The organism is Paracoccaceae bacterium (genome assembly GCA_012103375.1).
Taxonomy (GTDB): Bacteria; Pseudomonadota; Alphaproteobacteria; order Rhodobacterales; family Rhodobacteraceae; genus WLWX01.
In genome coordinates, this window is sequence record WLWX01000001.1 from 2,759,596 (window position 1) to 2,772,575 (window position 12,980).

A 12,980-nucleotide genomic window follows, 5' to 3' on the forward strand; every position below is an offset into this window, starting at 1 on the left:
AGTCACAGGAGTCCCCGATGCAGCTGCCCTCGACCCGCCCCGTCTTTGATGCCAATGCGACTGGGGGCGATGCCCTTGGCAATCTGCCCGAATGGGACCTCAGCGACCTTTACCCAGCACCGGACGCGCCCGAACTGGCCCGCGATCTGGACTGGCTGGATACCGCCTGCGCCGATTTCGCGGCCTCCTACGAAGGCAAGCTGGCAACGCTCGACGCTGCCGCCATGCGCGCTTGCATCGACGCCTATGAGGCGATCGACATCACCGCCGGGCGCATCATGTCATTTGCGGGCCTGCGCTATTACCAGGTCACCACCGACGCCGAGCGCGCCAAGTTCATGTCCGACTGCCAGGACCGGATCACCAACGCGACCACGCCGCTGGTGTTCTTCAGCCTTGAATTCAACCGGATCGACGATGCCGCATATGAGGCGCTGTTCGCCGATGCCGCCCTGAAACGTTTCAAGCCCGTCTTTGACCGGATGCGCGCCATGAAGCCGCACCAGCTAAGCGATGAGCTGGAAAAATTCCTGCACGACCAATCCGTGGTCGGCGCATCCGCCTGGAACAAGCTGTTCGACGAAACCATGGCCGGGCTGGAATTCGACGTGAACGGCGAAACGCTGGGCCTGGAAGCCACCCTCAACTTCCTGACCGATCAGGACCGCGACAAACGCGAAGCGGCCAGCCATGCGCTCGCCCATGTTTTCGGCCAGAACATCAAGCTGTTCGCCCGGATCACCAACACGCTGGCCAAGGAAAAATCCATCGAGGACATTTGGCGCAAGATGCCCAGCCCGCAGGCGGACCGCCATCTGGCCAACCATGTGGAACCCGAAGTGGTCGAGGCGCTGAGGAACGCCGTTGTCGCCGCCTACCCGCGCCTCAGCCACCGCTATTACGAGCTAAAGCGCAAATGGCTGGGTCTGGATCGGATGCAGGTATGGGACCGCAATGCGCCCCTGCCTATGGAAACCGACCGGATCGTCGGCTGGGATGAGGCGCGAAAGACCGTCACCGACGCCTACGCCGCGTTTTCGCCCGACCTGGCTGATCTGACCACGCCGTTCTTCGAAAAAGGCTGGATCGACGCGCCGGTGAAACCCGGCAAAGCACCCGGCGCCTTCGCCCATCCGACCGCCACAACCGTGCACCCCTATGTGATGCTGAACTATCTGGGCAAACCGCGCGATGTGATGACGCTGGCCCATGAACTGGGCCACGGCGTGCATCAGGTTCTGGCCGCCGATCAGGGCGAGATGCTGTCTTCAACCCCCCTCACCCTTGCCGAAACCGCCAGCGTGTTCGGCGAAATGCTGACCTTCCGCAAGATGCTGGACGGGGCCAAAGACGCGGGCGAGCGCAAGATCCTGCTGGCTGGCAAGGTCGAGGATATGATCAACACCGTGGTCCGCCAGATCGCGTTTTACGACTTCGAATGCAAGCTCCACGCCGCCCGCGCAGAAGGGGAACTGACCCCCGACCAGATCAACGAGATCTGGATGTCCGTACAGGGCGAAAGCCTTGGCCCGGCATTTGACTTCATGGACGGGTACGAGACGTTCTGGTCCTACATCCCGCACTTCATCCACTCGCCCTTTTACGTCTATGCCTATGCCTTCGGCGACGGCCTGGTGAATGCACTCTATGCGGTCTACGAAGAAGGCGGCGAGGGCTTTCAGCAGAAGTATTTCGACATGCTGAAGGCGGGCGGGTCCAAACACCACAAAGACCTACTGGCGCCTTTCGGCCTGGACGCCAGCGACCCGGCGTTCTGGGACAAAGGTCTGGGCATGATCGAGGCGATGATCGAGGAGCTGGAAGGGATGGAGTGAACGCCTCTGGCGCGAACGAACACCCCTACGCCGACCGATCACCACCAACGCCAATACACCCGAAATTGGCCGAAACATCCCCGCTGATGGATGTTGCGGGCCTGGGTCTGCCGCACCTGAAAGCAGGTCAACGGCCCGCGCACATGTTGCCAAGTTACCATAGCGTAAGCCATTCTGGCCCGGATTTGGTACAGCGGCATTTCAATCCACTCTACAAAAGCGTTAACATTTGGTTAATCCTAGCCACCCAGAACTTTAGCCATGCAAATCAAACACCTAATTACACCCATCATCTCATCTTTGCCGCGATTCCAATCGGCGCGACCGCCGCTGGTTTTGACGAATCATCGGACGATCCCATCTCCTCGACATTCACGTTCGGCTACAGCACGGCTGACATCGAGGGCGCAATTGATCTGACGACCAAAACGTTCGATATCGAATCTGACATCTCTCTCGGAGAGAACGTCAATGTTGACGTAAGTTTCGGGTTCTCCAAGACCGATATCGACGTCGGCGGCTTCGAGCTTGGGGCAGAACTGATCAGCCTGGGCATCGACCCGTCGTATCATTTCGGCAATGGCGGCTACATCGGTGCCTACTATCGCTCGGGTGATCTGGATGTGGCTATTACGGGTCTTCCGATCAATTTCGGCATTGATACGCACAGCGTCGGCCTTTTTGGTGGCTATGAATCCGGGCCTCTCTGGGCAGAAGCATTCTTTGGCAAATCGGATTCAGACCCAAGCCTTGGCGATGTTGATATCCGCGATGTCGGCGCCTCGTTTTCCTATGATGTCTCGCCCGACATGGAGGTGTTTGGTCACATCGCCAATACGCACCTCGAAGGTGGCGGCGATGATCTTGACCTGACGCTCCTGGGTCTTGGCGCAGAATACCGCACCGGGAACGGGCTTGCCTTCTACGGCTCGCTGGGTCGTCTGAACACTGGTGGCTCGCTGGTGGCAGGTGGCGATCTTTACGCCAACCAGGCAACGATTGGCGCGACTTATGCGATGCAGACCAGCATTCCTGCTGTTGTCAGCCTCGAGTTCACCAAGACCGAACTGGCGCTGGACGGGCTTCTTGGGATCGACACGGCGGACATCGATTCCGTCAGCGTCGGGCTGACAATTCCGGTTGGCAGCAATGCCAAGGGCAAGCCGCTCAACTCCTCGACGCAGACGGCACGGGGTGCCAGCCGCTCGGCCATCTCAGGCGCGCTTGCCACGCTGAGGTAAACTTGTCGGCGAACCAACAAAGCGGGCGCAGTTTTTGCGCCCGTTTTTTCGTGATGATTGCCCCTTATGCTTGATCTGCCTGAGGACCGACGGCCATCAGGGCGCGCGATGGCCAATATGGCGTTTGCGCAGATCCTCCGCCCGGGCCAGCAATCTGCGCCGATCTTCCCCCTCGGGCAGCGCGAGACCCAGTTGCTCGGTCTGCAACATCCCTAGACGGGCCAGAACCGGGTCGGAACGCGTCAAATCCTCGTAAAATCCGATCGTGTCGCGCTGGTCCGGAAATGTCAGCCTTTGATCCAGCCCGCAGATTTCCAATGCCAACCGATTGCGCATGCATTTTTCGCATTCACCACAATTACCGCCGTCTGGCCGGGGCAGTTGGCAGACGCATAGGTCCGCCAGCAAGGCAGGCGAACACGCATGGATCGCGGCAAGTTTTTCCGCGCGGGTCTGCGCCCAGCCCAGATAATCAATCGCGAAGGAGGGCGATTGAAAATACGTCTCGACACCCAGAATATTGGCCTCGGGCTCAATCATCAGACCATAGTCGGGCGTATTGTCTGCCGCAAAGCCGCCGCGTGACAAACCATTGCCAGCGTAGAACAAAATACAATTCAGCAGCATCGGAAGAAAGGATTTCGACGGCCTGAAAGAGGCTGGAATGTTGGTCCGCACCGTCATCAGGTCCAGCCCAAAATACTGCGCAATCCGAGCGACCCGTTCACGACGGCCCGCAAACGCCTGGGAATCCGTGAAGTGAATATCCATGCCATGCAACAAAACGCCATGGGAATAAGCGCGCTCACGGGACGCTTCAATTGCCGCATACGTTGAATCAACGCCACCGCTCAGGCACAGGATGCCGCCCGTTTCTGGTTGCGGCGGATCGGGAACGATATTGCAAAGTTCCAGGTTCATCGGATGGCAATCGCCCGGCATACGCACCATCCAAAGGGCCGATGTCCGCGCAAGCGATAACGCAGTACCTTGCGAAACGGGAAGGTCCAGCCGAAGCGGCAGACCTTTTTGCAGCGACAGCGCGCCTGCAATCCAGGCCACAAAATCATAGGTTTTAAAGGGCGGAAGATCGCGGTCAACCTCAACAAACCAGGTGCGATCCCCGATCTGCAATGTCACCTTATTGGCAGACACCGTCGTGATGACGCTTTTGCGACGGCGCAGTGGAATGGCCGCACGAATTGCGCGGTGTTTCAGGGTACGGCGCGGCATCCGTCAGTGCCCGAGCCGTTTCAATCCAGCTCGGTCCAGGGCCAGGGTTTCACCTCGCTCGCTGCGGTCTGATAGCGCGCGGCCTTGGCAACCCAGATCCCAAGCGATTCACCGAAATCCGCCAACCGCTCGTTCGGGGTGCCCTTGTTGACCACCATCAGCACGAACTGGATGATCGTGGCCAGCCCCAGAACCGTCTGCGCGATCGAGATCATAAGCGCGATCAGGATCATATAAATCAGCCGGATAAACAGACCGTCCTTTTCGACCGGGTCCTGCGGCCCATGCATCCGGCCTTCGAATTTCTGTTCCTGATCCGGCATCTCACCCTCCCTCAATCCGCGGCCAGCGCGGCGTCGATCACATCCTGCGTGCCACGGCTGAATTCCAGCGGGCACGGATAGGCGACCCCGTCGCGCAGGCTGGCACAGAAATTCTCGACCTGCTGAACATAGTGATTCACGTCCGGATAGCGGCGCGTCAACACCTCAAGCCCGCCACGCTCCAATACCACCTGCGCCATACCGAAAACATTGGTGTTGAACGGCGTCACCATGCGGATCACACCCTTGTCGCCATGAAAGCACACCTCCTGTCGCGGATGCGCGCGCATCGAGGTATATCCGGTGAACCGCGCCGCACCCAAACGGGCCTGCATTTCGCAGGTCACCTCGACCCCGTTTTCCCGATCTATCGAGGCACGCACGTCTGACATTTCCAAGCCCGTCACGAAGCGGGCCGAACCGATGGTGTACACCCCGATATCACGCAGGCTGCCGCCGCCGGTATCGGCCCGGTTGCGGATGTTGTCCGCATCGCTGCGGTTGTCATACGTGAAGGTCGTGTCAACGCGCACCAACCGGCCGATGGCCCCGTCTGCGAACAGATCGCGCGCATGCTGCCACTGCGGGTGATGCACGATCATGTAAGCCTCGGCCGCCAACAGGCCCGAGGCATCGCGCGCCGCAATCAGCCCGTCGAATTCGTCCGCCCGCAGCGTCATCGGCTTTTCCGTCAGCACATGTTTGCCCGCAGCCAGCGCCTTCAGCGACCATTCGACATGCAGATGATTGGGCAGCGGGATGTAGACGGCATCCACATCCGGATCCGCAAGCAGCGCGTCGTAACTGTCATGAACCCGTAATCCCGGCGCGAAAGCGGTGAACCCGGCCGCCTTGGCCGGATCGCCGGTCGCAAGCGCGCTCAGCGCAGCACCACGGGCCGCGTGAATCGCCGGGCCCATATGGTTAAGCGCAAAATTCGCAGCCCCCAGAATGCCCCATCGGATGTGGTCGGTCATGTCGCAGCCCTGCTTTTCGTTCTTCAAGCCTGTATGTTACCCGCTGCCCCGGGGAAGGCCACTCAAATTCTGCCGGGCATCGCGCCAGAGGGCCCCGCCCGCCGTCGCACCATCCCGGATGCATCACCGGGCGGTGATTCCCGCAAGCAACAGCCAACCGGGGTTTTTCCCGCACGTTATTGAGATGCCGCCCCCCCGATGCTACATCTGGTGTATCCCGGCGTCGGGGATTGGCGGCGCGCAAGTCAGGAGGACGACAATCTGTCCATTTCCACTTCGACGGCCCAGGGCGCCAATGGCGGTCGGGCTGAACGGTACTCCGGCGTGACTGCGGATACCATCCCACTGACCAGCGAGGCTCTGCTGGCGGTGATTCTGAAATCGCTCAACGATGACAAAGCCGAGGATGTGGTGCAGATCGCCCTGCACGGCAAGTCCGAGATGGCCGACTATATGGTGATCGCTTCCGGGCGATCTTCGCGCCAGGTTGTCGCGATGGCCGACCATCTGGTGGATCACCTCAAACAGGACCACGGACGCGCCGCGCGCCTGGAAGGCAAGGACACGGGCGATTGGGTGCTTGTCGATGTCGGCGACATCGTCGTGCATCTGTTCCGCCCGGAAGTGCGCGAATTCTATCAGCTGGAAAAGATGTGGCTTGACCCGGCTGAGGCCGCAAAGCGCGGCTGATGCGGCTGCATCTGTGCGTCGTGGGCCGCCTGCGCGCCGGCCCCGAACGTGATTTGATCGACGACTATCTGACCCGGTTCGACAGGACCGGGCGCGCGCTGGGGCTTGGCCCGGCAACCATCACAGAAGTTGAGGATAAGAAAGGCGGCGGCAAATCGGCCGAAGCGGCGCTGCTGGCCCGCGCCATTCCCGACAACGCCGTGATTTGTGCGCTGGATGAACGCGGCAAGCAGATGCCCTCGCCCGCATTCGCGGCCCAGCTTGCACGCTGGCGCGACGACGGACGCGGTGATCTGGCCTGCCTGATCGGCGGCGCCGACGGGCTGGACGCAGATCTGGTGGCGCGTGCCGATCTGACATTATCGCTGGGCCGCATGGTCTGGCCGCATATACTGGCCCGCGTCATGCTGACCGAACAGCTATACCGCGCCGCATCGATCCTGGCCGGGGCGCCCTATCACCGTGTTTGATCGGGCTGTGTCTGCCTGGTTGTAACGATAACCTCTATCCGGCGGACCCATGTGGAACGTTGCGCCCCTTTGCCCGGGCCAGAAATCGCGTTCGATATCAGAAATTTACTGATCGATTGGCAGAGATTTCTGTTTCAGGCCAAGCGCGAAACGCATTAGGTTGAACGTAAGCAATCCAAAGCAAAGACGGACATCTTGATCAAAATCAGCCTCAAGTACCCCCACAGCGAAACCGGGCGCTTCGATATCGACTATTACGTGAACAAACACGCCCCTGGGCGCGCAAATTGTTGGGGGCGGCGCTGAAGGGATATGAGATTGAACACGGGTTCAGCGGTCGCGAACCCGGCTCAAATCCAACCTACGTTGCAATTGCCAATCTGTATTTTGACTCGGTCGAGGACTTCAAATCATCCTACGGACCAAACGCGGCCGAGATCCAAGGCGACATTCCCAACTACACCGATATTCAGCCCACCATGCAAATCAGCCGGGTGATGGACGCATTTGCGCCACCATTGGCCTAGGGTCAGGCCCCATTAATCCGCCACAAAAATGAGCGGTTTCGCGATGGATACGACAAAACCCTGCCGCGCGACCCCGTGATCCGGTTGCCCATGGGCGGGCCTCGCCCTAGATTGCGCCCGACACCACCCGGAGCCTTCGCGCATGCCCACCCAGAAACCTGTCGTTCTGTGCATTCTCGACGGCTGGGGCCTAAGCGCGGAGGCAACCGCCAACGCGCCGGTTCTGGCGCACACGCCCACGTTCGACGGGATCATGGCGACCTGCCCGCATGCGACGCTGATCACCCATGGGCCGGATGCCGGCCTGCCGACCGGGCAGATGGGCAATTCCGAGGTCGGGCACACCAATATCGGCGCGGGCCGGGTTGTGGCGATGGATCTGGGACAGATCGGCCTCGCGATTGAAGATGGCAGTTTCTTTGAAAATGCCGAGTTGATCGACTTCATCGAAGCACTGAAAACCACAGGTGGCACGGCGCATCTGTTGGGCGTGGTGTCCGATGGCGGGGTGCATGGGCACCTCGACCATATCGTCGCGGCAGCCAGCGCGCTGACCGGTGAAGGCGTGCCCGTCGCGATCCACGCGATCACCGACGGGCGCGATGTGGCCCCAACCTCGGGGGCGGGGTTCATCGCCGAACTCAACACCAAACTGCCCGAAGGCGCGCGGATCGAAACCGTGACGGGGCGTTATTATGCCATGGACCGCGACAACCGCTGGGACCGGGTGCAGCGCGCTTATGACGCGATAATCCGGGGCCAGGCCGATCAAACCGCCGCGACTGCCGAACAAGCGGTCGCAGACGCCCATGCGCGCGGCGAAACGGATGAGTTCATCGCCCCAACCCTGATCGGCGCCTATGCCGGTGCCAGGGATGAAGACGGTCTGTTCTGCCTCAACTTCCGGGCCGACCGTGCGCGCGAGATTCTAAGCGCAGTCGGCGCCGACAATTTTGACGCCTTCGACACTGTTGCGCGTCCGCATTGGGTCGCCCTGCTGGGGATGGTGGATTACTCGGACGCGCACAGCGCCTTCATGTCAGCGATGTTTCCCAAGGGTCGCATCGAAAACACACTCGGGTCCTGGGTGGCACAGAATGGCCTGCGCCAGTTCCGCATCGCCGAGACCGAGAAATACCCCCACGTCACATTCTTCCTGAACGGCGGTCAGGAAGCGGCCGAACCGGGCGAAGACCGCTACATGGCCCCATCCCCCAAAGTGGCCACCTATGATTTGCAGCCCGAGATGGCGGCGGGTGAGGTGACCGAGCACCTGATCGCGGCGATTGGCGATGGTTACGACCTTATCGTGGTGAACTATGCCAACCCCGACATGGTCGGTCACACCGGCGATCTGGGCGCGGCCATCAAGGCCTGTGAAGCCGTCGATCAGGGGCTTTCGCGCGTTGTGGCAGCGCTGGAAACGGTCGGTGGCGCGATGATCGTCACGGCGGATCACGGGAATTGCGAAGTGATGATCGACCCCGAAACCGGCGGGCCGCATACCTCGCACACCACAAACCCGGTGCCTGTGGCGCTGGTGGGCGGTGCGCCCGGGGCGACATTGCGCGCCGGGCGGCTGGCGGATCTGGCCCCGACATTGCTGGACCTGATGGGCCAGGAGAAGCCCGCCCAGATGACCGGCGAAAGCCTGATCGGATGAGGCGGGCAGGCCTGCTGCTGGGTCTGTGGCTGACGCTGGCGTCACCGGTTTGGGCACAAAGCGACGCCGCCACAGCCGCACGATCCGCCGTGGATCAGCTTGACCGCGCGGCCGCCGCGCTGAACGCCGCCCGCGAAGCCCCCGACCGCGTCGCCGCCCTGACCCGCACAGTCGCCGCTTACGAGGCTGGCTTGGCCGCGCTGCGCGAAGGCATCCGCGATGTCGCCGCCAGGGAACAGGGCCTGCGCGACAGCCTTGCGGCGGACAATCAGAAACTGTCGCGGTTGCTGGGCGTGTTGCAGATCTTGCAATCAGCGCCGGAAACCACGCTGCTGTTGCACCCCTCGGGGCCGCTCGATACGCTTCATGCAGGCATGCTGCTGTCTGATATGACACCCGGTCTGCGGCGCGAATTGGACAAGCTGAAGCTGCAAATGGCCGAAGTGGCCGCGCTGCGGGAGTTGCAGGAGCGCGCGGCCAAAAAGCTGACCGAAGGGCTCGACGGCGTGCGCGCGGCGCGAACCGCGCTGGGTCGGGCGGTTGACGAACGCGGCGCACTGCCGCGCCGCCTGGTCGATGACCCCGACGCGCTCAGCGCCCTGGCCGAAAGCGCCGACACCTTGGAAGGCTTTGCCACAGCCCTGCGCGAAGCCGATGCCAAAAAGGGGCCGCGCCCCGCCCCGCGCGCCTTTCCAGCCGCCCGCGGCACGCTGCCGATGCCAGTCGATGGCACGGTCATCCGCGCCTCGGGCGAAGCCGACGCTGCCGGAATTACTCGCCCCGGATTGCTGATCGCGACCGAGCCCAGCGCCCTTGTCACAGCACCCTGGCAGGCGACAATCCGCTATCAGGGTCCGCTGCTGGACTACAAAAACGTGATGGTGCTTGAACCCTCCAGGGGTTTTCTGTTGGTGCTTGCCGGGCTTGATACAGTGTATGGTCAGGTCGGGGATGTCATGCCACAGGGTACCCCGGTGGGCTTGATGGGCGGATCGAAAGAGGCAGACACGGATTTGACGGCCACCCAGTCGCAAAGCGGTGGTCAGCAGCAGACAGAAACGCTTTATATGGAACTCAGACAGGGGGACGACCCGGTGGATCCCGCCACCTGGTTCGCCACCGGCAGGGAGTAGGACAACAAGATGAAAAAGATCGCATTTGCCATCGTCGGCGGCATTCTGGGCGGCGCGGTTCTGACGACACAGGTCGCCGGTCCGCTGATCGCACAGGAAACCGCGCGCAAAACCAACGTTTATGAACAGCTTGACCTGTTCGGCGACATTTTCGAACGCATTCGCGCCCAATATGTCGAAGAAGTCGACGAAGGTGCGCTGATCGAGGCGGCGATTGACGGCATGCTGACCTCTCTCGACCCGCACTCCAGCTATCTGTCGCCAGATGATGCCGCCGATATGCGGGTTCAGACGCGCGGCTCTTTCGGGGGCCTCGGGATCGAGGTGACGCAGGAAGAGGGTTTTGTAAAAGTCGTCTCGCCCATGGATGACACGCCAGCGGATGCGGCCGGCGTCGAGGCTGGCGATTTTATCACCCATGTGGATGGCGAAAGCGTGCTGGGCCTGACACTTGATGAAGCGGTCGAGCTGATGCGCGGCCCTGTCGGGTCCGAGATCATCATCACGCTGGTGCGCGAAGGTGTGGACGATCCCTTCGATATCTCGATCATCCGCGACACTATCAAACTGACCGCCGTGCGCACCCGGACCGAAGGCGAATCCGTGGTTCTGCGCGTGACCACCTTCAACGATCAGACCTATCCCAATCTGGAAGACGGGCTGGCCGAACAGGTCGAGGCTGCGGGCGGAATGGACAAGGTGAACGGCTTCATTCTGGACCTCAGGAACAACCCTGGCGGTCTGCTGACCCAGGCCATCAAGGTCTCGGACGCATTCCTCGACGCCGGAGAGATTGTGTCGACCCGGGGCCGTGACCCAAGTGACGGCGAACGCAACAATGCAACACCGGGCGATCTGGCGATGGGCAAGCCGATCGTGGTGCTGATCAACGGCGGCTCGGCCTCGGCCTCGGAAATTGTCGCCGGTGCGCTTCAGGATCACCGCCGTGCCATTGTTGTTGGCACCAAATCCTTCGGCAAAGGGTCTGTCCAGACCGTAATGCCGCTGCGCGGAGACGGCGCCATGCGCCTGACCACCGCGCGCTATTACACACCGTCGGGCCGGTCGATCCAGTCGCTGGGCGTGTCGCCCGACATCGTGGTGGCCCAGCCCCCGCGCCAGCCGGCCGCGACCGAGGAGGAGGCCGAGGACAGCCGCCAGCGCAGCGAAGCTGACCTGCGCGGATCCCTCGACAACGATTCGATCAGTGAAGATGAGCGTCAGATCATCCTGGAAGAACAGGCCACGGCAGAAGAGGCCGCGAAACTGCGCGATCAGGATTTTCAGCTGGCTTACGCCATCGACCTGCTCAAAGGGCTGTCGGCAATTGCCAGCGCGGCGCCGTAATACCTGACATCGCGGTGGTCGGTGGCCATCGCGGGTGTCGCGACACAACGAAACGGGGGCCGGCGTTTAACGTTCGGCCCCTTGCCACAGAAGGGCGACGACATGACCCCCGAACAGATTGCCAGGCTGCCATACCGCCCCTGCGTCGGCATCGTTCTGGCGCGCCCGGATGGCACGATATTCGGCGGCGAACGCGTCGATACCCCCGGTGCGTGGCAAATGCCGCAAGGTGGCGTCGATCCCGGTGAGGGCACGCAAAAGGCGGCGTTGCGTGAACTTTGGGAAGAAACCGGCCTGTCCGGGGATGCGGTTACTGTCGAACGCAGGATGGACGACTGGGTGACCTATGATCTACCGGCCGATCTGGTTCCGGTGCTTTGGAAAGGCCGGTTTCGCGGGCAAAAGCAACGCTGGTACCTGATGCGCTATGACGGCCCTGATGAGGCCGTCAACATCGCCGGACCACCCCGCGAATTTGCCCGCTGGAAGTGGATGACGCCCGCCGACATGCTTGCCAGCATCGTTCCTTTCAAGCGCGCGGTCTATGCGCAGGTGCTGGGCGAACTCGGCCCCTATATCTGAGGCTTCCCCACCCCGCGCCCATCCGCTATGGACCCGGTCATGAGCAATTCTAAAACCAACAGCCGCGCCGTCGGACTGGATATCAGCCTCGAGGTCATTCGCTGGCTGACCGGGCACGAAAACCTGCACTATGGCCTGTGGGACGGGCTGGACGTGCGGGCCGAGAATCTGGGCCGGGCGCAAGCCGCCTATACCGATCTGCTGTTCAGCCACCTGCCGGACGGCCCGCTGAGGATCCTCGATATAGGCGGCGGCGCGGGCGAAACCGCCGCTCGCCTGCTGGCGCTTGGCCACTCGGTCGAGATCGTCATTCCGTCGGCGCAACTGGCCGAACGCTGCCGCGTCAACGCGCCCGGCGCAACGGTCCACGAATGCCGGTATGAGGATTTCACCGGCAGCGGCCCCTACGACCTGTGCCTGTTCTCGGAAAGCTTCCAGTACATCGCGCTGGACCACGGGTTGAAACGCTGCCTCGACCTGCTGACGCCCGGCGGCCATGTCCTGCTGGCCGATTGCTTTCGCACCGGGGACGAACGCACATCCGACGGCAAACGCGCCACCGGCGGCGGCCATCTGATCGAACGGTTCCGCGCCGAACTCGACAGCCTGCCCTATGCCAAACTGCACGAGGCCGACATTACCGAGCGTGTCGCCCCGTCAATCGACCTCGAACAATCCTTCTACAACGTGCTGGGTCACAGTTTTTCGACCGTGCAGGCAAATTTCAGCGCGCGCAAACCGAAAACCCATTGGCTGCTGGACCGCGCCACGCGGCTGGTGATCAACAAGAAACGCCGGGCCAGCATGCATTTGCGCTTTATGGAACAGGCCCGCTCGTCCGAGGTGTTTTGCCGCAACAACCGCTATCTGATGATCGTCCTGCGCGCGCCCTGATCCGGGCGGGATGGACCGCAGCCCGGTCACAGCGCCGAACCCCCGGCCGCGCACCGCGCGACCGG

12 protein-coding genes and 1 pseudogene are annotated in these 12,980 nt (G+C 61.9%); 10 read left to right on the forward strand and 3 right to left on the reverse strand.

Translation table 11 applies throughout. The features are described from left to right. Positions 1–17 precede the first annotated feature (17 nt). The gene (locus GKR99_14090) at positions 18–1,835 is read left to right on the forward strand and encodes a M3 family oligoendopeptidase (GenBank protein ID NKB28612.1); all 1,818 of its coding nucleotides are present in this window, start codon (positions 18–20) and stop codon (positions 1,833–1,835) included. 86 nt (positions 1,836–1,921) lie between these two features. Continuing rightward, the gene (locus GKR99_14095; protein ID NKB28613.1) at positions 1,922–3,076 is read left to right on the forward strand and encodes a porin; all 1,155 of its coding nucleotides are present in this window, start codon (positions 1,922–1,924) and stop codon (positions 3,074–3,076) included. 96 nt (positions 3,077–3,172) lie between these two features. Here the strand turns inward: GKR99_14095 and GKR99_14100 are convergent, their stop codons facing one another. From GKR99_14100 to GKR99_14110, 3 genes are read right to left on the reverse strand one after another with little or no spacing between them, the layout of a single operon-like run. Continuing rightward, positions 3,173–4,309 (reverse strand): hypothetical protein, encoded by a 1,137-nt coding sequence (locus tag GKR99_14100; protein ID NKB28614.1) that lies wholly within the window; start codon positions 4,307–4,309, stop codon positions 3,173–3,175. 20 nt (positions 4,310–4,329) lie between these two features. Then, on the reverse strand, positions 4,330–4,632 hold the full coding sequence (locus tag GKR99_14105) for a DUF4389 domain-containing protein (protein NKB28615.1): 303 nt from the start codon (positions 4,630–4,632) through the stop codon (positions 4,330–4,332). 11 nt (positions 4,633–4,643) lie between these two features. After that, positions 4,644–5,609: a gfo/Idh/MocA family oxidoreductase gene (locus GKR99_14110; protein NKB28616.1), complete on the reverse strand. Its 966-nt coding sequence runs from the start codon at positions 5,607–5,609 to the stop codon at positions 4,644–4,646. 198 nt (positions 5,610–5,807) lie between these two features. Here GKR99_14110 and rsfS point away from each other — a divergent pair, with 198 nt between their 5' ends. The 8 genes and pseudogenes from rsfS to GKR99_14150 all read left to right on the forward strand — a co-directional run bounded on the left by rsfS (position 5,808) and on the right by GKR99_14150 (position 12,915). Further along, the gene (gene rsfS / locus GKR99_14115; protein NKB28617.1) at positions 5,808–6,299 is read left to right on the forward strand and encodes a ribosome silencing factor; all 492 of its coding nucleotides are present in this window, start codon (positions 5,808–5,810) and stop codon (positions 6,297–6,299) included. After that, entirely contained in the window at positions 6,299–6,769 is a 471-nt protein-coding gene (gene rlmH / locus GKR99_14120) for a 23S rRNA (pseudouridine(1915)-N(3))-methyltransferase RlmH (protein NKB28618.1), read from the forward strand. Before rsfS ends, rlmH begins: the two co-directional genes overlap by 1 nt. Before the next feature lie 195 nt (positions 6,770–6,964). Continuing rightward, positions 6,965–7,296: pseudogene (locus GKR99_14125) on the forward strand (EthD family reductase). A 142-nt stretch (positions 7,297–7,438) separates the two neighbouring features. Beyond that, entirely contained in the window at positions 7,439–8,959 is a 1,521-nt protein-coding gene (locus tag GKR99_14130; protein NKB28619.1) for a 2,3-bisphosphoglycerate-independent phosphoglycerate mutase, read from the forward strand. Continuing rightward, a complete protein-coding gene (locus GKR99_14135; protein ID NKB28620.1) occupies positions 8,956–10,092 on the forward strand; it encodes a peptidoglycan DD-metalloendopeptidase family protein in 1,137 nt (378 codons plus the stop codon). Before GKR99_14130 ends, GKR99_14135 begins: the two co-directional genes overlap by 4 nt. Positions 10,093–10,101: 9 nt before the next feature. Next, a complete protein-coding gene (locus tag GKR99_14140; protein NKB28621.1) occupies positions 10,102–11,439 on the forward strand; it encodes a PDZ domain-containing protein in 1,338 nt (445 codons plus the stop codon). Between the two features lie 102 nt (positions 11,440–11,541). Then, positions 11,542–12,021: an RNA pyrophosphohydrolase gene (locus GKR99_14145; GenBank protein NKB28622.1), complete on the forward strand. Its 480-nt coding sequence runs from the start codon at positions 11,542–11,544 to the stop codon at positions 12,019–12,021. A gap of 39 nt (positions 12,022–12,060) precedes the next feature. Continuing rightward, positions 12,061–12,915 carry a methyltransferase domain-containing protein gene (locus tag GKR99_14150; GenBank protein NKB28623.1) on the forward strand — a complete coding sequence of 285 codons (855 nt, stop codon included), beginning with the start codon at positions 12,061–12,063 and terminating at the stop codon, positions 12,913–12,915. Positions 12,916–12,980 lie beyond the last annotated feature (65 nt).